The organism is Streptomyces sp. S.PNR 29 (genome assembly GCF_030386795.1).
Taxonomy (GTDB): domain Bacteria; phylum Actinomycetota; class Actinomycetes; order Streptomycetales; family Streptomycetaceae; genus Streptomyces.
This window is the reverse complement of the sequence record NZ_JANUQM010000002.1, coordinates 220941-247504: the sequence shown is the minus strand read 5'-3', so window position 1 is coordinate 247504 and position 26564 is coordinate 220941. Positions and strand designations below refer to the sequence as shown.

Here is a 26564-nt window from a genome sequence, read left to right as displayed (position 1 = left end):
GAGCCGAGCCGCCCGGGGGTGGGTGCCCCGTGCTGTCCGGCTCCCCGCAGGGAGAGGCACCCGCCGATCATGAGACTCAGCCGCAGCGCCGCGGCCCTGGCCGCCACCGCCGTCATGCTCGGCTCCGCCGCGCCCGCCGTCGCCGCCCCCTCGCCGTCGCCGTCGACGCCCTCCGGCCTGTACGGCACCAAGGACCCCACGTACGACGGTGTCTGGCGTCAGTCCCTCGCCCTGCTGGCGCAGGACACGGTGGGCGTGAAGCCCGCCGACCGGGCCGTCGAGTGGCTGCTGGGCCAGCAGTGTGCGAACGGCGCGTTCGCTCCCTTCCGCGCCGACCCGGGCGAGGCGTGCGACGCCAAGGTGATGGTCGACACGAACCAGACGTCCGCCGCCGTCCAGGCCCTCGCCGCCCTCGGCGGCCACGACGCCGCCACCGGCAAGGCCGTCGACTGGCTGAAGTCCGTGCAGAACGCGGACGGCGGCTGGGGCTACGCCCCCGGCGGCGCGAGCGACGCCAACTCGACGTCCGTCGTGATCGGCGCGCTGACGGCGGTGGGTGAGCGGCCGGACGACGTACGCAAGGGCGGCAAGTCGCCGTACGACGCCCTGCTGAAGCTCGCCCTGCCCTGCGACGAGGGCGGTGGGTTCGCCTTCCAGCCGGACAAGAAGGGCACGTTGGCCGCCAACGCGGACGCGACGGCGGCGGCCGTGGTGGGCGCGCTCGGCAAGGGCCTGGCGGCCGCGCCCGGCAAGAAGGCGCCCGCCGACTGTGCCGACGGCGACCTCACCCCGCGGCAGGCCGCCGCCAACGGCGCCTCCTACCTCGCGGACGCCCTCGCGAAGAACGGCCACCTCACGTCCGCCCTGGCCGGCTCCGCCGACCGGCCCGACCACGGCAACACCGCCGACGCCGTCGTCGCGCTCGCCGCACAGGGCGGCGCCGGCCAGGCGGCCAAGGCCTGGCGGTGGCTGGAGCGGAACTCCGCGAAGTGGGCGCAGCAGAACGGCCCCGCCGCGTACGCCCAGCTGATCTTCGCCGCCCACGCCACGGGCGTCGACCCGACCGACTTCGGCGGCGGGGACCTCGTCGAGCTGCTCAACGCCACCGGGCGCGCCCCGAAGTCCACGCCGTATCAGGGAAGTGCCCGGGACGAGGCGACCAACAACCCCACCTACGAGGTCTGGTGGTTCGTCGGCGCCTGCCTCGTCGCCGGCATCGGCATCGGCTTCCTGCTCAGCGGCCGGAGGCGGCAGCCGTGACCACCCGCCGTGCCGCGGCCCTGCTCCTGTCGGCGTTCCTGCTGCTGTCCGGCACGGGTCAGGCGCGAGCCGCCGACTACCGCTACTGGTCGTTCTGGGAACGCGACGGCGACCACTGGACGTACGCCACCCAGGGCCCGTCGGCCACCCGCCCCGCCGACGGCGACGTCCAGGGCTTCCGCTTCGCGCTGAGCGAGAACTCCGCCGACGCGACGCGACCGCGCGGTACGGCGTCCTTCGCGTCCATCTGCGCCAGGACGCCGACGCGGGACGGCAGCAAGCGGGTGGCCTTGGTCCTCGACTTCGGTACGACGGCGGACGCGCCGCCGGGTGAGACCCCGCCCCGGGGCCGGACGGCCTGTGCGGTGATCCCCCGGGACGCGACGACGGCCCAGGCGCTGGCGGCGGTCGCCAAACCCCTGAGGTACGACACCAACGCCCTGTTGTGCTCGATCGCGGGCTACCCGAGGAAGGGGTGCGGTGAGCAGGTGACGGAGGTGGAGTCCAAGCCGGAGGGGAACGCCGGTGACGGCCCGTCAGTGGGCCTGCTCACCGGGATCGGGGTGGTGGCGGTACTGGGCGGTGCGGCGGTGTGGCAGGCACGGCGTCGTGCGTGACCAGGCCCGTCTCCACCCCGGCGCCTGGTGGCTCTGGGCCCTGGCCCTGGGCACCGCGGCCACCCGCACCACCAACCCCCTCCTTCTCGCCCTCCTCATCGCGGTCTCGGCGTACGTCGTGGCAACCCACCGCCCCGACACCCCCTGGGCCCGCTCCTACTCCGCCTTCCTCCGACTCGCCCTCGCCGTCCTCCTCATACGCCTCTTCTTCGCCGCCGCCCTCGGCTCCCCCATCCCCGGCACACACGTGATCGTCACCCTCCCCGAAGTCCCCCTCCCCCGCTGGGCCCAGGGCATCCGCCTGGGCGGCGAGATCACCGCCGAGGCGCTCACCTTCGCGCTCTACGACGGCCTGAGACTGGCCACGCTCCTGATCTGCGTCGGCGCGGCGAACGCCCTCGCGAACCCGGCCCGCCTCCTCAAGTCCCTCCCGGGCGCCCTGTACGAGACGGGTGTCGCGGTCGTCGTCGCCCTCACCTTCGCCCCGCACCTCATCGCCGACGTCCAGCGCCTGCGCGCCGCCCGCCGTCTCAGGGGCCGCCCCGACAAGGGCGTACGGGGCCTGCTGCAGGTCGGCCTCCCGGTCCTGGAGGGCGCACTGGAACGGTCCGTCGCCCTCGCCGCCGCGATGGACGCCCGCGGCTACGGCCGTACCGCCCGGGTCCCGGCCGCCGTCCGCCGTACCACCACCGCCCTCACGCTGGGCGGTCTGCTCGGCGTCTGCGCGGGAACGTACGGACTGCTCACCGCCGAAGGCGGAACCTACGGCCTGCCGGTCCTGCTCACCGGCGTCGCCGCCGCCCTGGCCGGCCTCCACCTCGGCGGTCGCCGCTCGCTGCGCACCCGCTACCGCCCGGACCGCTGGGACGCCCGCGCCTGGCTGGTGACCGCGTCCGGCGCGACGGTGGCCGCCCTGCTCGCCCTCGCCGCGGCCCACGCCCCGGCCGCCCTCCACCCCGGGGTCGTCCCCCTCGTCGCCCCCACCCTCCCCCTCTGGCCCGCCGCGGCCGTACTCCTCGGCCTGCTCCCCGCCTTCGTCGTCCCCAAGGAGCCGTCGTGATCCGCTTCGAGGATGTCTCCGTGACGTACGACGGGGCGGCCGAACCCACGGTCCAAGGAGTTGACTTCGAGGTTCCCGAGGGCGAACTGGTCCTGCTCGTGGGCCCGTCGGGGGTCGGCAAGTCCACGGTGCTCGGCGCGGTCAGCGGTCTCGTGCCGCACTTCACCGGCGGCACGCTGCGGGGCCGCGTCACGGTGGCCGGCCGGGACACCCGCACGCACAAGCCGCGTGAACTCGCCGATGTAGTGGGCACGGTGGGCCAGGATCCGCTCTCCCACTTCGTGACGGACACCGTCGAGGACGAGCTCGCCTACGGCATGGAGTCGCTGGGCCTCGCCCCGGACGTGATGCGCCGCCGCGTCGAGGAGACACTCGACCTGCTCGGCCTGGCCGGCCTGCGCGACCGCCCCCTCGCCACCCTCTCCGGCGGCCAGCGGCAGCGGGTCGCCATCGGCTCCGTCCTCACCCCGCACCCCCACGTGCTGGTCCTCGACGAGCCGACCTCCGCCCTGGACCCGGCCGCGGCGGAGGAGGTCCTCGCGGTGCTCCAGCGCCTGGTCCACGACCTCGGTACGACGGTCCTGATGGCCGAACACCGCCTGGAACGCGTCGTCCAGTACGCCGACCAGGTCGTCCTCCTGCCGTCCCCGGGCGCCGCACCGGTCCTCGGCACCCCGGCTGAGGTCATGGCCACCTCCCCGGTGTACCCGCCGGTGGTGGACCTGGGCCGCCTGGCGGGCTGGTCCCCGCTCCCGCTGACGGTCCGGGACGCCCGGCGTCGCGCGGCCCCCCTGCGGGAGCGGCTGGCTCCGGCCGTCCGGGAAGCGGACCCGGACACGCCGCAGCCGACCACCAACGCCACGACCACCCCGGCCATCCGCACCTCCCGCCGGCCTCTGCGCCGCCGCCGCATCCCGAAGCCGGCCCCAACTCCCCCGTACGCGGCCGAAGTCCGTTCCCTCGCCGTCCGCCGGGGCCGCGTCCAGGCGCTCCGGCACGTCGACCTCACCGTCGGCCCCGGCGAGACCATCGCCCTGATGGGCCGCAACGGCGCCGGCAAGTCCACCCTCCTCGCGGCGCTCGTCGGGCTCGTCGAACCGTCCGACGGTTCGGTCCGCGTCGGCGGCGCGGTCCCCCACCGCACGCCCCCGCGCGATCTCGTGCGCCGCGTCGGCCTGGTCCCGCAGGAGCCGCGCGACCTGCTGTACGCGGACACGGTCGCCGCCGAGTGCGCGGCGGCCGACCGGGACGCGGCCGCGGCTCCCGGCACCTGCCGGACGCTGCTCACCTCGCTCCTCCCCGGCGTCGCCGACGACACCCACCCCCGCGACCTGTCCGAGGGCCAGCGCCTCACCCTCGCCCTGGCCGTGGTGCTGACGGCCCGCCCGCCCCTCCTCCTGCTCGACGAGCCGACCCGTGGCCTGGACTACGCGGCGAAGGCCCGTCTGGTCGGGGTGTTGCGCCGACTGGCTGCCGAGGGCCACGCGACCGTGCTGGCGACCCACGACGTGGAGCTGGCCGCCGAGCTCGCGCACCGGGTGGTCCTGCTCGCCGACGGCGAGGTGATCGCCGACGGCCCGACCGCCGACGTCGTCGTCTCGTCCCCGTCCTTCGCGCCCCAGGTCGCCAAGATCCTGGCACCGCAGAAGTGGCTCACGGTGGCTCAGGTGCGGGAGGTCCTCACGTGAACGGCGTTCAGCGCCAGGCCCGGGCCGTCCGCCTGGGACCCCGTTCCGTCGCCGCGCTCGCCCTGGTCAGTGCCGTGGGCGTGGTCGGCTTCGTCTGGCCGTTTCTCGCCCCGCCCACCTCGCGGCTGAGCGCGCACGCGCAGGACGCCCCGTGGCTCTTCGCGGGCCTGCTGGTGCTGCTGGTCGCGGTGGCCACCGCCACGATCTCGGAGACGGGCCTCGGCCCCAAGGCGGTCGCGATGCTCGGTGTGCTGGCCGCGACGGGCGCCGCGCTCCGTCCGATCGGTGCGGGGACCGCCGGCATCGAGCCGATGTTCTTCCTGATGGTGCTCAGCGGCCGGGTTCTCGGCCCGGGGTTCGGCTTCGTGCTCGGCTCGGTCACGATGTTCGCGTCCGCCCTGCTCACGGGCGGGGTGGGCCCGTGGATGCCGTTCCAGATGCTGGCGATGGGCTGGTTCACGATGGGCGCGGGCCTGCTTCCCTTCCCCGACCGCCTGCGCGGCCGTCCCGAACTCCTCCTCCTCGCCGTCTACGGCTTCCTCGCCGCCTTCGCCTACGGCACCGTGATGAACCTCGCGGGCTGGCCCTTCATGAACACCCTCGCCTCGGCCGTCGCCTTCGACCCGCAGGCGCCGCTCCCCGCCAACATGGCCCGCTTCCTCGCCTACTGCCTGGCCACCTCACTCGGCTGGGACCTGGGCCGCGCACTGGTCACGGTCGTCCTGACCCTCGCCCTGGGCCGCCCCGTCCTCAAGGCCCTGCGCCGCGCCACCCGCCGGGCGGCCTTCGAGACCCCGGTGACTTTCGACGCGCCTATGTGGCGAGATTCCGCTGCGAATTGACTTGAAACAGATTTCAGCTACGCAGGGGAAAGCGTTGGCCATCGTTTAGGGTGCTGCCATGCTCCTGCACAACAACATATGCCTTTCCGGGAGATCGCGATGAACCGGCCGTCAAGGCGGGTGGCGATCTTCTGCGGACTGATGATGCTGGCTCTCCTCCTGCGGGCGAACTGGCTTCAGTTCGGAGACGCCGATGATCTGGCCACCGACCCGGAGAACCGGCGGGTCGCCATCGAGCGGTATGCCACACCTCGTGGCGACATCGTGGTCGGGGGCAAGCCCGTCACCGGCGCGCAGGAGGTTCCCGGTGCGGAGCTGAGGTGGAAGCGCACCTATGCGGACGGGGCCATGTATGCGCCGGTAACGGGTTACGCGTCCCAGTCCAACGGTATGACGCTCCTGGAAAACACCTATGACGGCATTCTCAGCGGTCAGGACGACAGCCTTGCGTTCCAGCGTGTCGCCGACATCGTGTCGGGCAAGGGGCGTCGCGCCGGTTCCGTGCTGACCACGATCGACCCGAAAGCGCAGAAGGCCGCTTACAAGGGCCTCACCGACCTCAAGGGCGCGCGCGGCGCCGTGGTGGCTCTGGAGCCCAGCACCGGCAAGGTGCTGTCCCTGGTGTCGGCTCCGTCCTACGACCCTTCCGTGTTCGCCGGCAACACGTTCAAGGAGTCGAAGCGCTACCTGGCGCTCGTCAAGGACAAGCGCAAGCCCATGGCCAACCGCCCGTTGCGGGAGACCTACCCCCCAGGATCCACCTTCAAGATCGTCACGGCGGCAGCGGCCCTGGAGAACGGAATCGTCACGGACATCGACGCTCCGACGAACGCCCCCTCCCCCTACCAACTGCCCCAGTCCACCAACAAGATCGGCAGCGAGGCCGGCGACGGCGTCTGCAACAAGGCTTCCGTGAAGACCGCGATGCAGTATTCCTGCAACAACGTCTTCCTCGATCTGGCCAGCAAACTCGGTGCCGAGAAGATGCGGGAGACGGCGGAGAAGTTCGGTTTCAACGAGGACGTGTACTCGGCCGAACTCGGTGACCTGAGGGGCACGAAGAGTCTGTACCCGAGCGACCTCGACAAGCCCGGCACCGCGCTCACCGGCATGGGCCAGGGCAGTCTCACCTCCACTCCGCTGCAGATGGCCATGGTGACCGCCGCATTGGCCAACGACGGGAAGCTGATGCAGCCGTACATCGTCGACGAAGTTCGCGGACCGGACCTCACGGCGCTGGAGAAGACGGAGCCCGTCGTCATGAGCGAGTCGGTTTCGGCGGAGACGGCGCAAAGCGTCCGGGAGATGATGGAATTCACCGCCCGGGAGGGCAGTGCACGCCGCGCGCAGATCGACGGAATCACGGTCGGCGGAAAGACGGGAACCGCGCAGCGGGGCGTCAACGTCTCGGATCAGGTTCCCTACGGATGGTTCGTCTCCTACGGCAAGAACGCGAAGGGAAAGTCCGTGGCGGTGGCGGTCTTCATCGACCCGACAGACATGGACATCTCCCGCGAGGCCATTTCCGGCGGAAGCCTCGGAGCGCCGATCGCCCGCAGCGTCATGCAAGCGGTTCTGCAAGGCTGACGCCGTGACCGCCGAACCGAACGCGGACTCGGACGGCACGATCGCGGCGCTCGCACTCGACGCGACCGGCCAGGTCCCCTGGTGGCCGGAGGGGCGACGCGAGGTGACTGTGAACCACGTCCCGGTCCGGGTGCTCTCCCACACACAACGGCACGCCGGCCACGCCGACATCGGGCGCGAGCTCATCGACGGGTGATCAGGAAGGGTGGCGTGACCACCACAGCCGGCTGGTGCGCGTGGCGCGGGAATTCGGCGCGGTGGTCACGGATCGCGCACGTCCTCAGAGACTCCTGCAGGATACGGCCACGACACCTCCCATCAGGGCTGCGTTATGCGTCCCCCAAGGCCGGCAGGTCGTAGTGCTGGATTCCCGCCCGGCACTCGAACCACACCGTCTTCCCTCCCCCGCCCTGCGGATCCACGCCCCACTTGTCGACCACCGCGTCCAGCAGCACGAGACCCCGGCCGCCCTCGGCGTCCAGGGACAACTCCGCTGGCATGGCGGGGAGTTCAGGACAGCCGTCCGCCACCTCCACCCGGACCCCCTCCGTCTGCCGCAGCAACAGCAGCCGGCAGCGGCGGTCCGGGACATGGCGTACCACATTGGCGAGCAGTTCGGTCACGCCCAGTTCGACGGCGTCCGTCAGCTCGGTCAGCTCCCACTCGCCCAGGTACGAGCGGACGATACGGCGGATGTGCCGCGCCGAGTGCTCGCCCACGGTGAGGCGCATGGAGTACTGACGGGCGACGGGCCACACGAGAGTGGGGGGAATGTGTTCGTTCACGCCACGAGGTTGGCCTGCCGTGACTACTCTGGGCTACCGAACGGATACAACCGGTCCTGGAGTGGGCCGAGTTGTGCGAGAGGGGGCTCTGCGTGACCCACATCAACGTCCTCGACCCGGGCGCCTCGCCGCTGGACTACTACGGCTACGAGCTGCGGCGGTACCGGGAGGCAGCCGGGCTGACCCAGAAACAGCTCGGGGACATCATCAACTACACCGGGTCGCTGGTCGGCCAGATCGAAACGGCCCGGAAGCTGCCGACGCCGGAGTTCAGCGAACGGGCGGACGCGGCGCTGGGGACGGGCGGGTTGCTGTCCCGGCTCGTCATTCTGGTGCTGCGCAGCCAACTTCCGGCTTGGTTTCAGCAGGTGGCGGAGCTACAGGCGCGGGCCATCGAAATCTGCGCCTTCGAGACCCACATGGTTCACGGCCTCCTCCAGACCCCGGCGTACGCCCGTGCTGTGCTCGGCGCGCTGGACAAGGACAACCTCGACGACCGCACCGCCGTGCGGCTTGCCCGCCAGAGCATCTTCGAAAAGGAGGATCCGCCGGTGTTCTGGGCGGTTCTCAGTGAGGCCGCGCTGTACCAGGAGATCGGCGGGCCGGAGACCATGCGGGGACAACTGGAGCATCTGTTGTCTTTCGAAGACAACCCCAAGGTCAACATCCAGGTCCTGCCGTTCTCAGCTGGAGCGCACGCGGGGATGCAAGGCTCGTTCGACGTCTACCGCTTTGCGAGCGACCCGACCATCCTCTACACGGAGGGGTACGGCAGCGGCCATCCCACCGCCAACCCGGACACCGTCAAGAACTGCTCGCTCCGTTACGATCATCTTCAAGCTGCCGCCCTCTCCCTCAGAGACTCAGCGGAGCTGATGCGACGCGTGATGGAGGAACGCTATGGGGAACAACGCCAGGCTGACGGGGATCCGGTGGCGTAAGTCCAGCTACAGCGGCGACCAGGGGGGCAACTGCGTCGAGATTGCCGAAACCCCCCACACCACCATCGCCATCCGCGACTCCAAAACCCCGGCGGGGCCGATCCTCACCATCGCCCCCGCCACCTTCGCCACCTTCCTCACCTGGACCTCGGCTACAACCGCTGAATGATCGTCCCGGTGGCCAACCCGCCACCGGCGCACATCGTCACCAGCGCGAACTCCTTGTCCGCCCGCTCCAGTTCATGCAAGGCGGTCGTGATAAGGCGCGCTCCGGTCGCCCCCACGGGGTGACCCAGCGCGATCGCGCCCCCGTTCACGTTCACCTTCTCCAGGTCCTGCTCGAACACCCGCGTCCAGCTCAGCACCACCGACGCGAACGCCTCGTTGATCTCCACGAGGTCGATGTCCTTCAGGGACATCCCGGCCTTGCCCAGCACCGCCCGCGTCGCGTCGATCGGGCCGTCCAGGTGGAAGTGCGGGTCGGCGCCGACCAGGGCCTGGGCCACGATCCGTGCCCTCGGCCGCAGCTTCAGCGCCCGCGCCATCCGCTTCGACGCCCACATGATCGCCGCCGCGCCATCGCTGATCTGCGAGGAGTTGCCCGCCGTGTGCACGGCCCTCGGCATGATCGGCTTGAGGCCCCCCAACGCCTCCATGGACGTGTCCCGGGGCCCCTCGTCCCGGTCGACGAGCCGCCACATGCCCTGACCGGCGTACTGCTCCTCCTCCGTGGTCGGCACCTGCACGGCGAACGTCTCCCGTTTGAACCGCTCCTCCGCCCAGGCGTTCGCGGCCCGCTCCTGCGAGAGCAGCCCCAGCGAGTCGGCGTCCTCCCGCGTCAGGCCGCGATGGCGGGCGATCCGCTCCGCCGCCTCGAACTGGTTCGGCAGGTCCACGTTCCACTCGTCGGGGAACGGCTTGCCCGGCCCGTGCTTGGACCCCGATCCCAGCGGCACCCGGGACATCGACTCGACCCCGCAGCTGATCCCCACGTCGATGACCCCGGCCGCGACCATGTTGGCCACCATGTGGGAGGCCTGCTGCGAGGACCCGCACTGGCAGTCGACCGTGGTCGCCGCCGTCTCGTACGGCAGGCCCATGGTCAGCCAGGCCGTGCGCGCCGGGTTCATGGACTGTTCGCCGGCGTGGGTGACCGTGCCGCCGACGATCTGCTCGACGCAGTCGGCCGGGATGCCGGTACGGCCGAGGAGCTCGCGGTAGGTCTCGCCCAGGAGGTAGGCGGGGTGCAGGTTGGCGAGCGCTCCGCCGCGCTTGCCGATGGGCGTGCGTACGGCTTCGACGATCACGGGTTCGGCGGCCATGGGTGCGGGTCCTCTCCGTGAGGGAACTAGTACGCGTTCTAGTTCTGTGTGCAGTCTGCTGACGGGGCCTCACTGTCCGCAAGAGCCGTGCGGGCAATTGAGGAGTTCACGTCTCTTGCTACTTGTAGAACCCGTTACTACCGTCACGGCAGCCCGAATCCTGATGAACCGTCAGATGGCTGGAGCTGCCGATGCCCTGTCCAGCGCTGCCCGACGGGTTCGACTTCACCGACCCCGATCTGCTGCACCACCGCGTGCCCCTGCCCGAGTTCGCCGAGCTGCGCCGGGCCGAACCGGTCCGCTGGATCCCCCAGCCCGCGGGCCTCGCCGGCTTCCAGGACGAGGGGTACTGGGCCGTGACCCGGCACGCGGACGTCAGGTACGTGTCCACCCACCCGGAGCTGTTCTCGTCGTACCTCAACACGGCGATCATCCGCTTCAACGAGCACATCGAGCGGGACGCGATCGACGCCCAGCGGCTCATCCTGCTCAACATGGACCCGCCGGAGCACACCCGTGTCCGGCAGATCGTGCAGCGCGGTTTCACGCCCCGGGCCATCCGCGCGCTGGAGGAACGGCTGCGCGCCCGCGCCCACGCCATCGCCCGGGGCGCCCTCGGCCACTCCGGGCCCTTCGACTTCGTCACCGAGGTCGCCTGCGAACTGCCCCTGCAGGCCATAGCCGAGCTGATCGGCGTGCCGCAGGAGGACCGGGCCAAGATCTTCGACTGGTCCAACAAGATGATCGCGTACGACGACCCGGAGTACGCCATCACGGCGGAGATCGGCCGGGAGTCGGCCACCGAGATCATCGCCTACGCGATGAACATGGCCGCCGACCGCAAGCAGTGCCCGGCCGAGGACATCGTCACGCGGCTGGTGGCGGCGGAGGACGAGGGCAACCTCGGCTCCGACGAGTTCGGCTTCTTCGTGCTGATGCTGGCCGTCGCCGGCAACGAGACCACCCGTAACGCCATCACCCACGGCATGCACGCCTTCCTCACACACCCCGAGCAGTGGGAGCTGTACAAGGCGGAGCGCCCGGCGACGGCGGCGGAGGAGATCGTCCGCTGGGCCACCCCGGTCGCCGCCTTCCAGCGCACGGCGACGCAGGACACCGAGCTCGGCGGCAAGCAGATCCGCAAGGGCGACCGGGTGGGGCTGTTCTACGCCTCCGCGAACCATGATCCCGAGGTGTTCGACAGCCCGGACGCCTTCGACATCACCCGGGACCCCAACCCCCACCTCGGCTTCGGTGGCGGCGGGCCGCACTACTGCCTCGGCAAGTCCCTGGCGGTGCTGGAGATCGACCTCATCTTCAACGCCGTCGCCGACGCCATGCCGCACATCGAGCCGGCCGGCGACCCGCGCCGGCTGCGCTCCGCCTGGATCAACGGGGTGAAGGAGCTCCGGGTCAGCACCGGCGGGCGTACACGATGATCTGAGCGCCACGTACCGCTGTGCGGTCGCAGACCTGGAAGGACGTCTTCAGGACCCGGCGCTTGACCACCTCCTGCGGGAAGGGGTCGAGGGGCTGGCCGGGCGGGTCGGTCAGGGCGATGACGCGGTCGGCGGCGAGCAGGCGGCGCCGGAGGCCGTCGGCGGGGAGTTCGGTGCCCTGGAGGGTGTCCGAGGCGGTCGGGGACCCTGCCAGGGCCAGGTCGTCCACGCGCGCGTAGACGTCCGGGAAGGACATCAGCCACTCGCGGCGCCGGGCCGGCATGAACAGGACACCGTCACCCGGCCGCGCCGCCTTCTCGACCGCGTGGGCGACGGCGACGACATCGTCCTTGCGGCTCTCCGGCGAGCGGACCAGCGACGACCACGGCAGCAGCACGGCCACCGCCGCCGCCGCGAGCAGACAGGCCGTCAGGGCTCGGGTGGCGGGCACGAGCCGGTCCCGGTGGGCGATCGCCCGGTCCAGCGCGGCCCCGGCCAGCAGGGCCAGTCCGGTCATGCCGTACAGGACGTACCGCTCGACGTACCACGGCTTGACCAGGGAAACGACCATCAGCAGCCCGGCAGGGGCGACGAGCATCGGCAGGGCGAGGGTCACCAGACGACGGCTCGCGCCCCCGGAGCGGCGGGTCAGCAGCCAGGCCAGGAGCGCGCCGGCCGCCGAGATCGTCAGGAACTGGAGCCACAGGGCCACGCCGGGGCGTCCGAGCCAGCCCAGTTGGCGTTCGGACTGCCCGGCGCTGAACAGGGCCAGCGGCAGCACGCTCACCGCCACCCCGGCCGCCGCCGCGCCCCAGCGCCGCCAGGTCGCCCGAGGCACACGCTGCCGCCACAGGGTGAGGCCGTGCGCGAGCAGGGCCAGTCCGGCGAACTCGTGCAGCCAGCAGGCCAGTGCGAGCAGCAGCGCGTACGCCGTCCACCAGCGCGCCCGCCCCGTGTCCAGGGCCCGCAGGAAGGCGTACGTCGCCCAGGTGACGCCCGCGCAGACCAGCGCGTACGAACGGCCCTCCTGGGCGAACTCCTGCACGACCGGCAGCACGGCGAAGACCAGCCCCGCCGACAGACCGGCGCGCGCCCCGGCCAGCCGGTGGCCGATCGCCCCGACGCCGGCGGCGGCCAGGGCCGTCGCCGCCACCGACGGCAGGCGCAGCGCGACCAGCCCACCGTCCCAGAGGGCGAACACGCCGTGCATGAGCAGGTAGTACAGGCCGTGCACCGCGTCTATGCGGCCGAGCAGCGCCCACAGGTCACCGAGCGAACGATGGGCCACCTGGTACGTGACCGACTCGTCGCGCCACATGCTGTCCTGCCGCTCGATCCCCCACAGCCCCAGTGCCGTGGCGACGAGCGCCGGTACGACGACGGCAGCGACGGCAGCGACGGCGGCGGTGGCGGTGCCGAGCCGGGGACGGCCGGGCAGGTTCCCGCTCCGCCGGGCCTCGTCGCCCGCCGTGTCCGACGCCCGTACGGCGTCCGCTCGCGAGCCGATGGTCTCCTCCTCACCGACCGGCGCCGACGGAGCCCCTGGACTCTTCCGGGGCCGCCACGACGGTGCCGCTCACGGCGGCCGGGCGCGGCCCCGAGAACACGTACACCAGCCCGAAACCCGCCCCGACCACGAGGGCACCGCCCACCGCGTCGAGCACCCAGTGGTTGGCGGTCGCCACGATCGCGGAGACGGTGAACAGCGGGTGCAGCGTGCCCAGGGCCTTCACCCACCACCTGCGGGCCAGCACCACGATCACGATGCCGCACCACAGGGACCAGCCGAAGTGCAGGGACGGCATGGCCGCGTACTGGTTGGTGACGTCGGTCATCGCGCCGTAGCCCGGCCGGGAGAAGTCCTGCACGCCGTGCACCGTGTCGATGAAGCCCAGTCCCGGCATCAGGCGCGGCGGGGCCAGCGGGTAGAGCCAGAAGCCCAGCAGCCCGAGCAGGGTGGCGAGGCCCAGCGCGCTGCGCGCCCACCGGTAGTCCACGGGGCGGCGGACGTAGAGCACGGCGAGGACGGTCAGCGGGACGACGAAGTGGAACGACGCGTAGTAGAAGTCGAAGAAGCCCCGCAGCCAGTCCGTCCGCACCACGGCGTGGTTGACCCAGTGCTCGATGTCGACGGACAGCCGCTTCTCCAGCGCGTGGATCTCGCGTCCGTGGTGCTCGGCGGTGCCGCGGTCACCGGTCGCGGCGATGCGGATCTGCTGGTAGACGGCGTAGGTGACCCGGATCAGCAGCAGTTCCAGGAGCAGGTTCGGACGGGTGAGGACGCGCCGCAGGAACGGCAGCAGCGGCACGTTCCCGAGGCGGGCCGGGGCCGGGGTGGCGCACTGGGTGGGGATCGGGGACTGATAGAAGGGCGAGGTGCGGGACAGGAACGGTACGGCGGTGGCGGCGGCGAGGGCCGAGACGAGCACCAGGTTGTCGGTGAGCGGCCCCACCACCGCCTTGTCCGGCAGCATCCACCGCGCGGGCAGCGTCATGACCAGGACGACGGCGACCGGCCACACGTACCGGTCACCGGCGCGTCTGCCGACCCTGCCGACGGCCGTGAGCAGCACCCACAGCAGCTGGTGCTGCCAGGCGGTGGGCGAGATGGCGATCGCCGCGCAGCCGGTGATCGCGACCGCGAGCAGCAGCTGGCCGTCGCGGGCGTAGCGCACGGCGCGGCGCAGGCCGAGGGCGGCGGCGGTCGTGCCGAGCGCGAGGAAGAGGGCGACCTCCGGGGGACCTGTCAGGCCGGCGCGGAGCAGGGCGCCGTGCAGGGACTGGTTGGCGAGGGCGTCGGCCTCTCCGCCCAGGCCGACGCCCGCCATGTGGTGCACCCAGTACGTGTAGGAGTCCTGGGACATCGCGACCCAGGCGAGTGCGGTGCAGGCGGCGAACGTGACGCCGGTGGACAGAGCGGCCTTGTGGCGGCCGGTGAACCACAGCAGGGGGGCGAGCAGCAGGAGGGGCGGCTGGAGCGCGGCGGCCACGCCGATCAGCAGGCCGCCGGCGCGCTGGCCACGGACGGTGAAGCAGCCCAGCAGGACGAGCAGGACCGGGATGATGCTGGTCTGGCCGAGCCACAGGGTGGTGCGGACCGGCAGCGACAGCATCAGCAGGCTGACGGCGACGGGCGCGGCGAGGAGTGAGGTGCGGCGGCCCACGGACGGCGGCAGGGCACGGGCGGCGACCAGGCCCAGGGCGACGACCAGCAGCAGCGTGCCGAAGGTCCAGCCCCAGCCGAGGGCCTCCTCGGCGGCACGGGTGAGCGGTTTGAGGACCAGGCCGCCGAAGGGGGTGCCGGTGAAGCGCGTGGAGTCGTACAGCGAGCCCTCGACGTGCAGGACGCCGTCCGGGCCGACCCAGGTCTCCAGATCGGTCAGTCGTTCGCCCCGCGGGGTGCCGAGGACGACGGCCAGCTGCCGAACGGCGAGGATCGTGGCGATCAGCCACAGGCCGAGCCGCGCCACGCGCAGGCGCGCTCCGGCCGCGCCGACCGCTGTCGCGCCGGCCAGCGCCGCCCCGGCGGTCGTCGCTCCGAGCGCCTCCGCCGGTCGCCCCCTGCGTTTCGCGTTCGCCACTCCTCGTTGGCCTCCCGCCCCGTTCGCCCCATTGACCCCTTTTGTCCGAATGACGATAGTGCGGGCGGGGCGGGGTTGTCTCTCCGGGACGCGAGATGGATCACATCCGGATCGTGGAAATCGTCGTCCTGACCGGGCATACGACCCTGCGTGCACGCTGTTTTCGTGCACTGTGCAACTATCGGCGTACCGGGTGTAAGGGGCAACTCTGCGCCTAAGGTCGCTTTTCGGTCCGGCGACAGCGCCGCCGCACGGGCCGCGTCCCTGTCCCCGTCGAAAGGTGGCGAGCGAAGTCTTGTCGGCTGCGACAGTCGCTTCTCCCCAGCCCCCCACACCCCTCTCGTCCCCCGCGAAGGCCGCCCAGGCCACCGTCACCGACTCCGCGCTGGTCCGGCGTGCCGTGAAGGCGGCCGCGCTCGGCAACGCGATGGAGTGGTTCGACTTCGGTGTCTACAGCTACATCGCGGTGACCCTGGGCAAGGTCTTCTTCCCCTCGGGGAACCCGACCGCCCAGCTGCTCTCCACGTTCGGCGCCTTCGCCGCGGCGTTCCTGGTCCGCCCGCTCGGCGGCATGGTCTTCGGCCCGCTCGGTGACCGCGTCGGCCGTCAGAAGGTCCTGGCGCTGACCATGATCATGATGGCGGCGGGCACGTTCGCGATCGGTCTGATCCCGTCGTACGCGACCATCGGCGTGGGCGCGCCGATCCTGCTGCTGGCCGCCCGCCTGGTGCAGGGATTCTCCACCGGCGGTGAGTACGCCGGCGCGTCCACGTTCATCGCCGAGTACGCGCCCGACAAGCGGCGCGGCTTCCTCGGCAGCTGGCTGGAGTTCGGCACCCTGGCCGGGTACATCGGGGGCGCCGGTCTGGTGACGCTGATGACGGCCCTGCTGTCCTCCGAGGACCTGACGTCCTGGGGCTGGCGGATTCCGTTCCTGATCGCGGGCCCGATGGGCATCATCGGCCTGTATCTGCGGCTGCGGCTGGAGGAGACGCCGGCGTTCGCGGCGGAGGTCGAGAAGGCGGAGACGGCTCGGCCGAGGGTGCCGCTGCGCGAGATGATCGTGGGTCAGTGGAAGGCGCTGCTGCTGTGCATGGGCCTGGTGCTGGTCTTCAACGTCACCGACTACATGCTGCTGTCGTACATGCCGAGCTATCTGACCAGTGAGCTCAAGTACGACGAGACGCACGGACTGCTGGTCGTGCTGGCGGTCATGGCGCTGATGATGCTGGTCCAGCCCTTCGCGGGCGCGCTGACGGACCGGGTGGGCCGGCGGCCGGTCATCGCGGCGGGCTGCGTGGGCTTCCTGGTCCTGTCGATTCCGGCGCTACTGCTGATCCGTGAGGGCAGTCTGCTTGCCGTGGGGCTCGGTATGGCCGCCCTGGGGCTGCTCCTGGTGTGCTTCACCTCGGCGATGCCGTCGGCACTGCCGGCCCTGTTCCCGACGAGGGTTCGCTACGGCTCCCTGTCGATCGGCTTCAACGTGTCCGTCTCGCTCTTCGGCGGCACGACGCCGCTGGTGGTGACGGCGCTGATCGGGGCCACGGGCAACATGATGATGCCCGCGTACTACATGATGGCCGCGGCCGTGGTCGGTGGCGTGGCGGTGTGGTTCATGGCCGAGTCCGCGGGCCGTCCGCTGCCGGGGGCGGCGCCTTCGGTCGAACGCCGGTAACGGTGCCTGCGGATGCCTGCGGCGGCCTGCGCGGGTGGGTGGGGGTTCGCGTTGCGCCTACGGGTGGGTGGTGGGTCGGGGCCGTGGGCGGGCGGGTGAGTGGGGGTACGCGCTCAGCCGCCGCCGCTGCGGGCAGTCGTGCCGCTGGGGCGGCACGGGTGGGCGCAGCGGCACCCCGTCGCGCCGGGCCGCGCATCCCCACCCGGGCACCGCGACGCCGGGCAAGCCGTCGGCACCGGGACGTTCAGCACGCCGACGGTGCTCCGTCGCGGAACACGCCGACGCGAATGGCGCTGACAATGGGACCGGGGCGCGACTATGTTCGTTAGCGCACCTAGTTAGGAACGCTAACTAGACGGACGGAGAGGTACAGGAGTAATGAGCGAGTCGCAGCTCTGGGACGACGTCGATGACTACTTCACCACCCACCTCACGCCGCACGATGACGCCCTTGAGGCCGCCCTGCGCGACAGCGAAGCCGCCGAGCTCCCGCCCGTCAACGTCACCGCGCCCCAGGGCAAGCTGCTCCAGCTGCTCGCCCAGGCGCAGGGCGCCCGGCACATCCTGGAGATCGGCACGCTCGGCGGCTACAGCGCCATCTGGCTGGGCCGTGCCCTGCCCGCCGACGGCCGTCTGATCTCCCTGGAGTACAACCCCAAGCACGCCGAGGTCGCCACCCGCAACATCGCCCGCGCGGGCCTGGACAAGCTCGTCGAGGTGAGGGTCGGCCCGGCCCTGGAGTCGCTGCCCAAGCTCGCCGACGAGAACCCGCCGCCCTTCGACCTGGTCTTCATCGACGCCGACAAGGCCAACAACCCGCACTACGTCGAGTGGGCCCTGAAGCTCACCAGCACGGGCAGCCTGATCATCGTCGACAACGTGGTCCGCGGCGGCCGGGTGGCCGACGCGGGCAGCACCGAGCCGGACATCGAGGGCACCCGCGCCGCCATCGAACTGATCGGCAGCCACCCGAGGTTGAGCGGCACGGCGATCCAGACGGTCGGCGGCAAGGGCTACGACGGCTTCGCGCTGGCCCGCGTCCTGGCATAGCTTCCGCCGGGGCTACACCTCGTGGTAGAAGCCGACGTTGACGCTGCGCGGGCCGGTGCGGTCCAGGACGACGATCTCGCCGCTGCCACCTCTCGGCAGCGGCACCGTCCCGCCGTAGGCGACGGGCTGCGTGTACTCCCCGACCGTCAGCCGGACCTCGGACGAGGGATCGGTCTGCGAGCCGCGCAGCCAGGTCAGCTGCCAGGTCCCGTCGGGGCCGCACAGGAACTCCAGGTGGACCCGGGAGACGAACAGCCAGTCGTCGGGTGTCGCCAGCCGGCAGACGGACTTGTCCCGGCCCACCCGGAGCACGGCGCCCGGCTCGCTGGGCGCGTCGGCCATGAGCATGCCGGCCGTGGCACCCTCGTCCGCCGCTGACACGGCGGCCATGGTGAGTTCGAGCACGTGCGCTCCTCCTGAAACGTCCTGGTACGCCGGCCGGGGAACGGCCGTGCACGGCGGCCGGATTGGCGCACCGCCGCCGAATGATAAATCGCCCGGCAGCACGGCGTCCGGCACAATGGCCGCATGACCGAGCGAAAGCCACCCGGCGTCGACTTCGGGTCGTGGGTCGACAAGCAGATCCGGGACGCGAAGGCACGCGGAGAGTTCGACCGGCTGCCGGGGGCGGGCAAACCGCTGCCGAGCGAGGTGGACGCGTCGTACGACGAACTGTGGTGGATCAAGCGGAAGATGGCCCGCGAGGGCGTCTCGGTCCTGCCGCCGACGCTGGCCCTGCGCAAGGAGGCCGAGGACGCGCTGGAGGCGGCTGCCGCCGCCCCCTCCGAGCGGATCGTGCGGAAGATCGTGGAGGACCTCAACGTCCGGATCCGCGACATGATGTACAAGCCGCCGCCCGGCCCCCCGCTGGGTCTGAAGCCGTACGACGTCGAAGAGGTCGTACGTCAGTGGCGGGAGCGCCGGGCGGCGCGGTAGCGCGTGTGTGGCGGTCAGATGTGCAGCAGCCGGTCCGCCAGCTCGCGGTAGTCGCGCAGGGCGAGACGGAGCTGTTCGGTGTCGGCGCCGGTCACGGACTTGCCGCCGCCCGCGTCGGCGGACTGCCAGGACATCCGCAGGGTGCGGCGCCGCTGCGTGACCGCGTCCGTGAAGCGGGAGGCGAGTTCCTCCAGGACGTGGTCGGCCTCCTCGACGGCGTCGCGCGGCCCGTCGACGAATCCGGAGACCGCGTGCTGCAGGCGCAGGCCGAGCTTGTCGCACTCCTCCTGCGGAAGCAGCCGGGTGCCCGCGGTGCCGCCCGTGTGCGGGGCGGAGGCGTCGCCGCCTCGGGTGTCACGCGGGCCGGTGCGGCTCTCGGCGGCGGTCACGGGGCTGGTGCCCAGTGCCGTCTCGCCGCGGGCGTCGGGGGCGTTCTGGCCGCGCTCGGCGGGTGCGCCACCGGGCGGCCGGGTCACATCGGACATGCGCCTCAACTCTCCTTCGGGTGGTGCCGGTTGAACGCCCACGGCGCGTGCTGGCCGCGAGCATGGGCCCGCCGTTCGCCGCCGCCCACGCCGACGCGGTGCTCTCCGCCGTTGTGCCGGGCGGGGCGCATCAGCTCGTCGAAGAGGGCCCGGGCCTCGACCATGGCCTCGCGCATCTCCTCCGTGCCCGCGCCGCCGTCCTGGGCGCCGGTCATGTACGCGCGTGAGACGCGGTGCACGCGCCGGTAGCCGTTGACGTGGTGGGCGTGGTGCACCGACAGCGCGGCGAGCTGCTCCTCGTACTGCCCGCCGTCGGGGAAGCCCCGGGCTCCGGCCAGCTCCGCGAGCAGCCGGTCCGCCTCGGCGACCGCCTCGTGCGGGGAGTCGACGAAGCGCTCCTGGGCGGCCGTCCAGCGTGCCTCGAACCGCTCGCGCTCGGCGGGCTCCAGCGGCCGTTCGCGCAGGGAGCCGTGGCGCTCCACGCGCTCGGCGAGTTCACGCTCGGCGGCCTTGGCGTCCCCGTCGTGCCGGGCCAGGGCCCGGTCGTACTCGGGTCCGAAGCGCCTCTTCAGGCCCGGGCCGCGCTGTGCGCCCCGGGAGCGCAGGGTCAGTGCGGCCGCGACGAGGAGAACGGCCGCCACGATCACGATCAGAGCGATGATCCAGCCTGTGGACATGAATGCCTTCCGGGTTTTCGACCCAACCGGCTCTCCGTACGGGCCGGTTCCGTGGCCGGGTAGCCCGGGAGGGCGCCCTCAAACGGCGCCGGGGCCCGGACCGGGGGCCGACAGTGCCGGCGCACGTCGTGCGCCGGACTCGCCGGAGGTCACCCATATTCGGTTGCGCGCCCGGTAGGGCGTCTTCCGAGAATGCCGGTCATGACCTGGACGATCAGCCCGGAACCGTACGACTCCCCCACCGCCGCAGCCCTCTGGCGTGCCTACTACACGGAGGTCAGCGACCGCTGGTACCTGCGGCACGAAGGGCGGCGGACCGACCCCGCCGAGCTGGAACGGGAGATCGCCGCCGACACCGGCGCCGACCTCGCCCCGCCCCGGGGGCAGCTGCTGGTCGCCCGGTACGCGGGCGAGCCGGCCGGTACCGCGGGCGTACGGCTGCTGGACGACGCCACCGCCGAGCTCACCCGGGTGTTCCTGCACGAGGCGCTGCGCGGCAAGGGCGGCGCAGCGCTGCTCGTCGAGGCCGCCGAGGGCACGGCCCGCGCGCTCGGCGCCGACCGGATCGTCCTCGACACCCGTACCGACCTCGTGGAGGCCCGCGCCCTGTACGCCCGCCTCGGTTACACGGAGACCGGCCCGTACAACGACAGCCCCTACGCCGAGCACTGGTTCGGCAAGCGGCTGGCGCGGTAGGGGCCCGACAGACCCTCAGGGCGCCGCACGGCTCAGATGCGCCTCACCGGGCGGCCGTCGTGGGGGCGTTCCCGTTCCGAGCCGCACAGCTCGTCGGTCAGTTCCTTGACCAGTTGCACCAGGTCGGTGGGCCGGTCCGGTCCCCACCAGTCGCCGAGGAGTTCGGCGAGGGAGTCCTCGCGGGCCCGGGCCAGCCGGTCGGCGACCTCGTGGCCCTCGTCGGTCAGGAAGAGGTCGAGGCCCACACGGTAGGCCAGGTGCCGCTCCTCGACCTGCCGGACGGCCTCGATGATGCTGTGCAGCGGGACGGGGGTGCGATCGGCGAGCACGGCCGGTTCCACCGAGCCGTGCCTCTTGATCCGCAGCACCAGCCAGCTCGCCGCGGGCAGCAGGTCGTAGCCCGCGCGTTCGGTGACCGTCCGGTAGATCTCGCGCCGCCCCTCCCGGGTGCCGAGCACCGACAGGGCGCGGCACACCTCGTCGTACGACGACCGCTCCACCGGGTTGCTGGCGAGCGTCTCGGTGAGGTCGGGTGCGGTGACCGAGCCGCGCAGCCGGTCCTCCTTCAGGAGCCAGGCCAGCACGAAGCCGAGAAGGGCGACGGGGGCGGCGTACAGGAAGACGTCGGTGATGGACGCGGCGTACGCGTGCAGTGCCGAGGGGCGCAGGCCCGGCGGCAGGGCGGCGATGCCGCGCGGGTCGGCCTCCAGGCTGTCCACCGAGATGCCGGGCGGGAGCCGGGTGCCGCGGAAGGCGTCGGCGAGTTTGTCGTCGAGGCGGCCCGCGAAGACGGTGCCGAAGACGGCGACGCCGAAGGACGCGCCGATGGAGCGGAAGAAGGTCGCGCCGGAGGTGGCGACGCCCAGGTCCTCGTACGACACGGCGTTCTGCACGATGAGGACCAGGACCTGCATGACCAGGCCGAGCCCGAGGCCGAAGACGAAGAAGAACCCGCTCATCTCGGCGGTCGAGCTGTTCTCGTCGAGTTGGTGCAGCAGGAGCAGGCCGAGGGTGGTGACGCCGGTCCCGGCGATCGGGAACACCTTCCAGCGGCCGGTGCGGCTGACGATCTGCCCGGAGGCGGTCGACGACAGCAGCATGCCGAGCACCATCGGCAGCATGTGCACGCCGGACAGGGTCGGGCTCACGCCCTGCACGACCTGCAGGAAGGTCGGCAGGTAGGTCAGCGCGCCGAACATGGCGAAGCCGACGATGAAGCTGATCACGGCGGAGAGCGTGAAGGTGCGGATGCGGAAGAGTTTGAGCGGCAGCACGGGCTCGGCCGCCCCGCGCTCCACGGCCACGAAGGCGACGGCGAGGACGACCCCCAGGACCGCGAGCCCGATGATCTGCGCCGATCCCCAGCCCCAGGTGGTGCCGCCGAGGGAGGTGACCAGGATCAGGCAGGTGGCGACGGAGGCGATGAGGAGGGTGCCGAGGTAGTCGATGACGTGCCGTGTGGCCTTGCGCGGGATGCGCAGGACCGCCGCGATGACGGCGAGCGCGACGAGGCCGACGGGCAGGTTGACGTAGAAGACCCAGCGCCAGCTGAGGTGCTGGGTGAACAGCCCGCCGAGCAGCGGCCCGAGGACGCTCGTCGCCCCGAAGACCGCGCCGAACAGTCCCTGGTACCGGCCGCGCTCGCGGGGCGGGACGAGGTCGCCGACGATCGCCATCGACAGCACCATCAGCCCGCCGCCGCCCAGGCCCTGCACGGCCCGGAAGGCGATCAGCTGCGGCATGTCCTGCGCCGTGCCGCACAGCGCCGAGCCGACCAGGAAGATCACGATCGCGGTCTGGAACAGCCGCTTGCGCCCGTACTGGTCGCCGAGCTTCCCCCACAGAGGGGTCGCGGCCGTCGAGGCCAGCAGATACGCGGTGACCACCCAGGACAGGTGCTCCATGCCGCCGAGATCGCTGACGATGGTGGGCAGCGCGGTCGACACGATGGTCTGGTCGAGTGCGGCGAGCAGCATGCCGAGGAGCAGGGCGCCGATCGAGACGAGGACGTTGCCGGGCACGTGCTCCTGAGCGTCGGTGGGCGGTCGTGGTGCGTCACGCACAGGGTCCGTCATACCGCGCGCTTCCCCGGCCATCCAGGCCTCCCGTCCCTCTTGTGACACTCCCATGGTGGCCGGTGTGTCCAGTTCTGGCCTGTTGAGTCCTGTTGGAAGCCGGTATTCCGGGGGCTTCCGCCCCAAGGTGTGGAGAAGATCTGCATAATCTCTGGAGGTCGCGAGGGGAGGGACGAGGACGTGACGGAACGGCAGGGGCACCAGTGCCCGGAGTGCGGGGCGCCCAGGGGCGCCGACAACACCCCGTCCTGCGGCTGCACACTGCGCGCGTCCGAGGCCCTGCGCGACGCGCGTGAGGCGGAGGCGGCGGTCGCGGAGGATTTCGATCCGCTGCGGATACGGCCGTACGTGGAACTGGACGGCGGGGGCGAGCCCCCGAAGACCTCCCCGGCGTCCCCGTCGCGGCCCTCGCCGGAGCCGGACGCCACCATGCCGTTGCGGGCCGTCGGTCCACAGGCGCCGGACGCGGAGGCGACCTCCGTGCTTCCCACCCCCCTTGCGCCCCCGGCGAACGACCCCAGCACCACCGATCTGCGCCTGTTCGAGACCACGGAGCCCGGCCGCGCCACGCCGGGCCCGGACGGCACCGGCACCGGCACCGGCGAGGAGCCGGCCCGTCGGCGACGCGGTGCGCTGCTGAGCGCGGCGGGGGCCGTCGTCGCCGTGGTGGCGGCGGCCGGGTACGCGAGCGGGCTCTTCTCCTACGAGGCACCGTCACGGGACACCGCGCTGCCGGAGGACATACGGGCCGGCGTCCCGGACCCGTCGACCAGCGCGCCCTCGGCGGAACCGGCCGCCCCGAGCACGCCGTCCGCGCGGCCCACCGCCGCGCCGCCGCCCCCGGCGGCCGGTGCGAGCCCGTCGCCCTCGTCGCCGTCCCCGTCGGCGACCAGTGCCTCACCCACACCGTCCCGGTCGGCGGAACCGACGGGGACCCCGACCTCCCCCGCCCCCACCGCCTCCGCGGAGGACCCCGGGAACGCCCGCCAGAACGCCATCCCCGTGCTGCGGCGCGGCGACCGCGGCCCCGAGGTCACCGAACTCCAGTTGCGCCTGAGCCAGGTGTACCTCTACAGCGACGAGCCCGACGGCGAGTTCGGCCAGCGGGTCGAGGACGCCCTCCGCAACTACCAGTGGTCGCGTGGCGTCGACCAGAAGGAACTCGGTGTGTACGGGAAGGAGACGCGGAAGCGGCTGGAGTCGGAGACCGAGGAACCGTGACGCGGCACTCGCCGAGCCGACGGTGACGGTGCCGCCCGGGTGACGCGTCACCCGGCGTCGCAGCCGGCCTCGTCCGGGGGCTGCCGCCCCCGGAGCCACCCCCTGCGCCGGGCGCCTACTGGCTGATGTACAGCCGCATCAGGTCCCCCACCGCCTCCACCCGCACCTGCGTCAGGTCCTCCACCGCCACGTCCGGCTCGTACGACGCGGCCCGCGCCCCCACCCCCACGACCCGCATCCCCGCGGCACGCCCGGCGGCGATCCCGGCCCCGGAGTCCTCGAACACCACACAGTCGGCCGGCGTGACACCCAGCTCGGCGGCCCCCTTCAGGAACCCCTCCGGATCGGGCTTGCTGGCGCCGACCGACTCGGCGGTGATCCGCACCTCGGGCAGCCCGAGCCCGGCGGCCGCCATGCGGGCCGTGGACAGCGCGACGTCGGCGGAGGTCACCAGCGCGTGCGGCAGCCCCCGCAGCGAGGCGAGGAACTCCGGCGCCCCCGGAACGGCGACGACACCCTCCGTGTCCGCGGTCTCCTCGGCGAGCAAGCGCGCGTTGTCCGCGAGGTTCTGCTCCATGGGCCGGTCGGGCAGCAGCAGCGCCATCGACGCGTACCCCTGCCGGCCGTGGACGACCTTCATGACCTCGTCCCCGTCCAGCCCGTGCCGCTCGGACCAGCGCCGCCAGACGCGTTCGACGGAGGCGTCGGAGTTGACGAGGGTGCCGTCCATGTCCAGCAGGAGGGCGCGGGCGGTGAGAACGGTGGTGGCCGTCATCGGCAGCTCCAGAGGCTCCAGGGCGCCACAGGGCGCGAGAACGCGGAAACGTGGGCGCGGGAAGGGGGCACGGCCTTGCAGGGCCCACCCCGGAGGGACAAGGCGGCCCCGCCCGCCGGTCAGGGAAAACGGGCGGGAGCCACTTTGTTCCTCCACGGTACAAAACAGGGGCCGGTTCCGCCACCGCCTTCCGCGATCGTTCACCCGCCGTTCGCTCAGCCGCTCACGGCCTCCCACAGGCTCCACACCCCGAGCGCCAGCATCAGCAGCGCCGCGATCTGCGTGATCAGCCGCAGCGGCACCCGCCTCATCAGCGCCTTTCCGCCGACGATGCCGAGCCCGGCCACCGCCCACAGCGCGAGCACCGCGCCGAGACCGACGGAGAGCGGGTCGTCGTAGCGGGCCGCGAGGTTCGCCGTCATGATCTGGGTGAGGTCGCCGAACTCGGCGACGAGGATGAGCATGAAGCCCGCCCCGGCGACCTTCCAGAAGGACTGGTCCTCCGGCCTGCGGACCTCTTCCTCGTCCTCGTCCTTCTTCAGCAGCAGCATCGCGGCGCCGCCGAGGAACAGCACACCGGTCAGCGCGTGCACGATCTGCTGCGGCAGCAGCGTGAGCACACTGCCGGCCGCGACGGCGAGCGCGACATGCAGCGCGAAGGCGGCGGCGACGCCGGCGAAGACGTAACCCGCGCGGTAGCGGGTGCCGAGGACGAGGCCGGCCAGTGCGGTCTTGTCGGGCAGTTCGGCGAGGAAGACGACGCCGAAGACGAGCGCCGTCACGGTGATGCTGATCAAGGATCCCTCATCGGTCGGGGCCGCCCCGCCGAGAGTGCTGAGCCTTGCGCGGACACCTCGGCAGGACAGCACACGCGGACGCCCGTGCCGTACGGCACAGGCGGTGCACTGCTTGCCGAAGGTCTCGCTGGCCGGCCCCGTCGTGTCCGAGGTCCGCCTCCGGGCGCCGGCTCAGGCGAGCTGAGCAGTATGTCGACGGTCCGGCGAAGAGCTACTCCCCTTCTGCGCCGCCCATGGTACGCGAAGCTCTCCGCACCCCTTGTCGTGTCATGAACACGTCACTAACTTCTCACCGTACGCACATCTCCCCGCAACGCGGCGCGGCGAGCATTCCCTCGCTCGCCCGCCAACGCCCCCACCCCACAAGGGAGTTCGCATGCCCAGATTCTACGCGCGTCGACGCCTCAGCATACTCGCGGGCCTCACCGGCCTCATAGCCTCCGCCGGACTTTTCAACGGCCCGACCGCCTCCGCCGCCCTCCCCACCCCCGTCAGCGCCGCCACCGCCCGCACCTACCTCGCCTCCCTCACCGTGGCGACCGAGGACCGCACCGGCTACGACCGCGATCTCTTCCCGCACTGGATCACCCAGTCCGGCACCTGCAACACCCGTGAGACGGTCCTCAAGCGCGACGGCTCGAACGTCGTCACCGACTCCTCCTGCGCCGCCACCAGCGGCAGCTGGTACTCCCCCTACGACGGCGCCACCTGGACCGCCGCCTCCGACCTGGACATCGACCACCTGGTCCCGCTCGCCGAGGCCTGGGACTCCGGCGCGGACGGCTGGACCACCTCCCGGCGCCAGGCCTTCGCCAACGACCTGACCCGCCCGCAGCTCATCGCCGTCACCGACAACGTCAACCAGGCCAAGGGCGACCAGGACCCGGCCACCTGGATGCCGTCGCGGACCGCCTACCGGTGCACGTACGTCCGCGCCTGGGTGCAGGTGAAGTACTACTACGGCCTCTCGGTCGACTCCGCCGAGAAGAGCGCGCTGCAGAGCTACCTCGCGAACTGCTGACCCGGCGGCCGTGCAGCGGTTCGGTAACGGAGCC

The 26564-nt window shown here is 72.0% G+C and carries 25 protein-coding genes and 1 pseudogene; 16 read left to right on the top strand and 10 right to left on the bottom strand.

The window, feature by feature from the left end:
- The first annotated feature begins 69 nt into the window (after positions 1-69).
- The 7 genes and pseudogenes from NW895_RS05750 to NW895_RS05720 all read left to right on the top strand — a co-directional run.
- Positions 70-1260: a prenyltransferase/squalene oxidase repeat-containing protein gene (locus NW895_RS05750; protein ID WP_289934205.1), complete on the top strand. Its 1191-nt coding sequence runs from the start codon at positions 70-72 to the stop codon at positions 1258-1260.
- Positions 1257-1877, top strand: a complete 621-nt coding sequence (locus NW895_RS05745; protein ID WP_289934204.1) for an SCO2322 family protein — start codon at positions 1257-1259, stop codon at positions 1875-1877. The genes NW895_RS05750 and NW895_RS05745 overlap by 4 nt, the downstream gene beginning before the upstream one ends.
- On the top strand, positions 1843-2937 hold the full coding sequence (locus tag NW895_RS05740) for an energy-coupling factor transporter transmembrane component T (protein WP_289934807.1): 1095 nt from the start codon (positions 1843-1845) through the stop codon (positions 2935-2937). Before NW895_RS05745 ends, NW895_RS05740 begins: the two co-directional genes overlap by 35 nt.
- A complete protein-coding gene (locus tag NW895_RS05735; RefSeq protein ID WP_289934203.1) occupies positions 2934-4625 on the top strand; it encodes an ABC transporter ATP-binding protein in 1692 nt (563 codons plus the stop codon). The genes NW895_RS05740 and NW895_RS05735 overlap by 4 nt, the downstream gene beginning before the upstream one ends.
- Positions 4622-5467, top strand: coding sequence for an ECF transporter S component (locus NW895_RS05730; protein WP_289934202.1), 846 nt, complete (start codon positions 4622-4624; stop codon positions 5465-5467). Before NW895_RS05735 ends, NW895_RS05730 begins: the two co-directional genes overlap by 4 nt.
- Positions 5468-5566: 99 nt before the next feature.
- Positions 5567-7054 (top strand): penicillin-binding protein 2, encoded by a 1488-nt coding sequence (locus NW895_RS05725; RefSeq protein ID WP_289934201.1) that lies wholly within the window; start codon positions 5567-5569, stop codon positions 7052-7054.
- A 28-nt stretch (positions 7055-7082) separates the two neighbouring features.
- Positions 7083-7308, top strand: a pseudogene (locus NW895_RS05720) (DUF664 domain-containing protein); the annotation flags it as partial.
- Positions 7309-7383: 75 nt separating this feature from the next.
- Here NW895_RS05720 and NW895_RS05715 read toward each other — a convergent pair.
- Positions 7384-7785, bottom strand: coding sequence for an ATP-binding protein (locus tag NW895_RS05715; protein WP_289934806.1), 402 nt, complete (start codon positions 7783-7785; stop codon positions 7384-7386).
- 146 nt (positions 7786-7931) lie between these two features.
- Here NW895_RS05715 and NW895_RS05710 point away from each other — a divergent pair, with 146 nt between their 5' ends.
- Both NW895_RS05710 and NW895_RS05705 read left to right on the top strand, forming a co-directional pair.
- Positions 7932-8780 carry a helix-turn-helix transcriptional regulator gene (locus NW895_RS05710; RefSeq protein WP_289934200.1) on the top strand — a complete coding sequence of 283 codons (849 nt, stop codon included), beginning with the start codon at positions 7932-7934 and terminating at the stop codon, positions 8778-8780.
- Positions 8740-8949 carry a DUF397 domain-containing protein gene (locus tag NW895_RS05705; protein ID WP_289934199.1) on the top strand — a complete coding sequence of 70 codons (210 nt, stop codon included), beginning with the start codon at positions 8740-8742 and terminating at the stop codon, positions 8947-8949. Before NW895_RS05710 ends, NW895_RS05705 begins: the two co-directional genes overlap by 41 nt.
- On the opposite strand, the gene NW895_RS05700 is transcribed toward NW895_RS05705, so the two are convergent.
- The gene (locus tag NW895_RS05700) at positions 8933-10102 is read right to left on the bottom strand and encodes a steroid 3-ketoacyl-CoA thiolase (protein ID WP_289934198.1); all 1170 of its coding nucleotides are present in this window, start codon (positions 10100-10102) and stop codon (positions 8933-8935) included. The two genes, NW895_RS05705 and NW895_RS05700, sit on opposite strands and share 17 nt — an antisense overlap.
- Positions 10103-10293: 191 nt before the next feature.
- Between NW895_RS05700 and NW895_RS05695 the strand changes: the two genes are divergently transcribed.
- Positions 10294-11541: a cytochrome P450 gene (locus tag NW895_RS05695; protein ID WP_289934197.1), complete on the top strand. Its 1248-nt coding sequence runs from the start codon at positions 10294-10296 to the stop codon at positions 11539-11541.
- Here NW895_RS05695 and NW895_RS05690 read toward each other — a convergent pair.
- Together NW895_RS05690 and NW895_RS05685 are read right to left on the bottom strand one after the other, a co-directional pair.
- Positions 11516-12859 (bottom strand): glycosyltransferase family 39 protein, encoded by a 1344-nt coding sequence (locus NW895_RS05690; RefSeq protein ID WP_289934196.1) that lies wholly within the window; start codon positions 12857-12859, stop codon positions 11516-11518. The genes NW895_RS05695 and NW895_RS05690 overlap by 26 nt on opposite strands.
- Positions 12860-13058: 199 nt before the next feature.
- Positions 13059-15056 carry a bifunctional glycosyltransferase 87/phosphatase PAP2 family protein gene (locus NW895_RS05685; RefSeq protein ID WP_289934805.1) on the bottom strand — a complete coding sequence of 666 codons (1998 nt, stop codon included), beginning with the start codon at positions 15054-15056 and terminating at the stop codon, positions 13059-13061.
- A 361-nt stretch (positions 15057-15417) separates the two neighbouring features.
- On the opposite strand from NW895_RS05685, the gene proP reads away from it, so the two are divergent.
- Both proP and NW895_RS05675 read left to right on the top strand, forming a co-directional pair.
- Complete coding sequence (gene proP / locus NW895_RS05680) at positions 15418-16797, top strand: glycine betaine/L-proline transporter ProP (protein ID WP_289934195.1); 1380 nt, start codon at positions 15418-15420, stop codon at positions 16795-16797.
- Between the two features lie 378 nt (positions 16798-17175).
- Positions 17176-17847, top strand: a complete 672-nt coding sequence (locus NW895_RS05675; RefSeq protein ID WP_289934194.1) for an O-methyltransferase — start codon at positions 17176-17178, stop codon at positions 17845-17847.
- 12 nt (positions 17848-17859) lie between these two features.
- On the opposite strand, the gene NW895_RS05670 is transcribed toward NW895_RS05675, so the two are convergent.
- Positions 17860-18252, bottom strand: a complete 393-nt coding sequence (locus tag NW895_RS05670; RefSeq protein WP_289934193.1) for a hypothetical protein — start codon at positions 18250-18252, stop codon at positions 17860-17862.
- 123 nt (positions 18253-18375) lie between these two features.
- On the opposite strand from NW895_RS05670, the gene NW895_RS05665 reads away from it, so the two are divergent.
- Positions 18376-18783, top strand: coding sequence for a DUF1992 domain-containing protein (locus tag NW895_RS05665; protein WP_289934192.1), 408 nt, complete (start codon positions 18376-18378; stop codon positions 18781-18783).
- A gap of 14 nt (positions 18784-18797) precedes the next feature.
- Here the strand turns inward: NW895_RS05665 and NW895_RS05660 are convergent, their stop codons facing one another.
- Together NW895_RS05660 and NW895_RS05655 are read right to left on the bottom strand one after the other, a co-directional pair.
- Complete coding sequence (locus NW895_RS05660) at positions 18798-19268, bottom strand: hypothetical protein (RefSeq protein ID WP_289934191.1); 471 nt, start codon at positions 19266-19268, stop codon at positions 18798-18800.
- Positions 19269-19273: 5 nt separating this feature from the next.
- Positions 19274-19945, bottom strand: coding sequence for a hypothetical protein (locus NW895_RS05655; protein ID WP_289934190.1), 672 nt, complete (start codon positions 19943-19945; stop codon positions 19274-19276).
- 201 nt (positions 19946-20146) lie between these two features.
- Here NW895_RS05655 and NW895_RS05650 point away from each other — a divergent pair, with 201 nt between their 5' ends.
- Entirely contained in the window at positions 20147-20641 is a 495-nt protein-coding gene (locus NW895_RS05650) for a GNAT family N-acetyltransferase (protein ID WP_289934189.1), read from the top strand.
- A gap of 32 nt (positions 20642-20673) precedes the next feature.
- On the opposite strand, the gene NW895_RS05645 is transcribed toward NW895_RS05650, so the two are convergent.
- Positions 20674-22716: an MFS transporter gene (locus tag NW895_RS05645; RefSeq protein WP_289934188.1), complete on the bottom strand. Its 2043-nt coding sequence runs from the start codon at positions 22714-22716 to the stop codon at positions 20674-20676.
- Positions 22717-22896: 180 nt separating this feature from the next.
- Here NW895_RS05645 and NW895_RS05640 point away from each other — a divergent pair, with 180 nt between their 5' ends.
- The gene (locus NW895_RS05640) at positions 22897-23937 is read left to right on the top strand and encodes a peptidoglycan-binding domain-containing protein (protein ID WP_289934187.1); all 1041 of its coding nucleotides are present in this window, start codon (positions 22897-22899) and stop codon (positions 23935-23937) included.
- A gap of 115 nt (positions 23938-24052) precedes the next feature.
- Here the strand turns inward: NW895_RS05640 and NW895_RS05635 are convergent, their stop codons facing one another.
- Positions 24053-24718, bottom strand: a complete 666-nt coding sequence (locus tag NW895_RS05635; RefSeq protein ID WP_289934804.1) for an HAD-IA family hydrolase — start codon at positions 24716-24718, stop codon at positions 24053-24055.
- A gap of 209 nt (positions 24719-24927) precedes the next feature.
- Positions 24928-25509: a TMEM165/GDT1 family protein gene (locus NW895_RS05630; protein WP_289934186.1), complete on the bottom strand. Its 582-nt coding sequence runs from the start codon at positions 25507-25509 to the stop codon at positions 24928-24930.
- Positions 25510-25885: 376 nt separating this feature from the next.
- Here NW895_RS05630 and NW895_RS05625 point away from each other — a divergent pair, with 376 nt between their 5' ends.
- Positions 25886-26530, top strand: coding sequence for an HNH endonuclease family protein (locus NW895_RS05625; RefSeq protein ID WP_289934184.1), 645 nt, complete (start codon positions 25886-25888; stop codon positions 26528-26530).
- Positions 26531-26564: the final 34 nt, after the last annotated feature.

Excerpts from the sequence above, each read along its gene's own strand:
- NW895_RS05700 (WP_289934198.1), bottom strand. The coding sequence starts at position 10,102 with ATGGCCGCCGAACCCGTGATCGTCGAAGCCGTACGCACGCCCATCGGC.
- NW895_RS05650 (WP_289934189.1), top strand. The coding sequence starts at position 20,147 with ATGACCTGGACGATCAGCCCGGAACCGTACGACTCCCCCACCGCCGCA.
- NW895_RS05675 (WP_289934194.1), top strand. The coding sequence starts at position 17,176 with ATGAGCGAGTCGCAGCTCTGGGACGACGTCGATGACTACTTCACCACC.
- NW895_RS05695 (WP_289934197.1), top strand. The coding sequence starts at position 10,294 with ATGCCCTGTCCAGCGCTGCCCGACGGGTTCGACTTCACCGACCCCGAT.
- NW895_RS05705 (WP_289934199.1), top strand. The coding sequence starts at position 8,740 with ATGGGGAACAACGCCAGGCTGACGGGGATCCGGTGGCGTAAGTCCAGC.
- NW895_RS05660 (WP_289934191.1), bottom strand. The coding sequence starts at position 19,268 with ATGTCCGATGTGACCCGGCCGCCCGGTGGCGCACCCGCCGAGCGCGGC.
- NW895_RS05665 (WP_289934192.1), top strand. The coding sequence starts at position 18,376 with ATGACCGAGCGAAAGCCACCCGGCGTCGACTTCGGGTCGTGGGTCGAC.
- NW895_RS05725 (WP_289934201.1), top strand. The coding sequence starts at position 5,567 with ATGAACCGGCCGTCAAGGCGGGTGGCGATCTTCTGCGGACTGATGATG.
- NW895_RS05750 (WP_289934205.1), top strand. The coding sequence starts at position 70 with ATGAGACTCAGCCGCAGCGCCGCGGCCCTGGCCGCCACCGCCGTCATG.
- NW895_RS05715 (WP_289934806.1), bottom strand. The coding sequence starts at position 7,785 with ATGCGCCTCACCGTGGGCGAGCACTCGGCGCGGCACATCCGCCGTATC.
- NW895_RS05655 (WP_289934190.1), bottom strand. The coding sequence starts at position 19,945 with ATGTCCACAGGCTGGATCATCGCTCTGATCGTGATCGTGGCGGCCGTT.
- NW895_RS05645 (WP_289934188.1), bottom strand. The coding sequence starts at position 22,716 with ATGACGGACCCTGTGCGTGACGCACCACGACCGCCCACCGACGCTCAG.
- NW895_RS05690 (WP_289934196.1), bottom strand. The coding sequence starts at position 12,859 with ATGTGGCGCGACGAGTCGGTCACGTACCAGGTGGCCCATCGTTCGCTC.
- NW895_RS05625 (WP_289934184.1), top strand. The coding sequence starts at position 25,886 with ATGCCCAGATTCTACGCGCGTCGACGCCTCAGCATACTCGCGGGCCTC.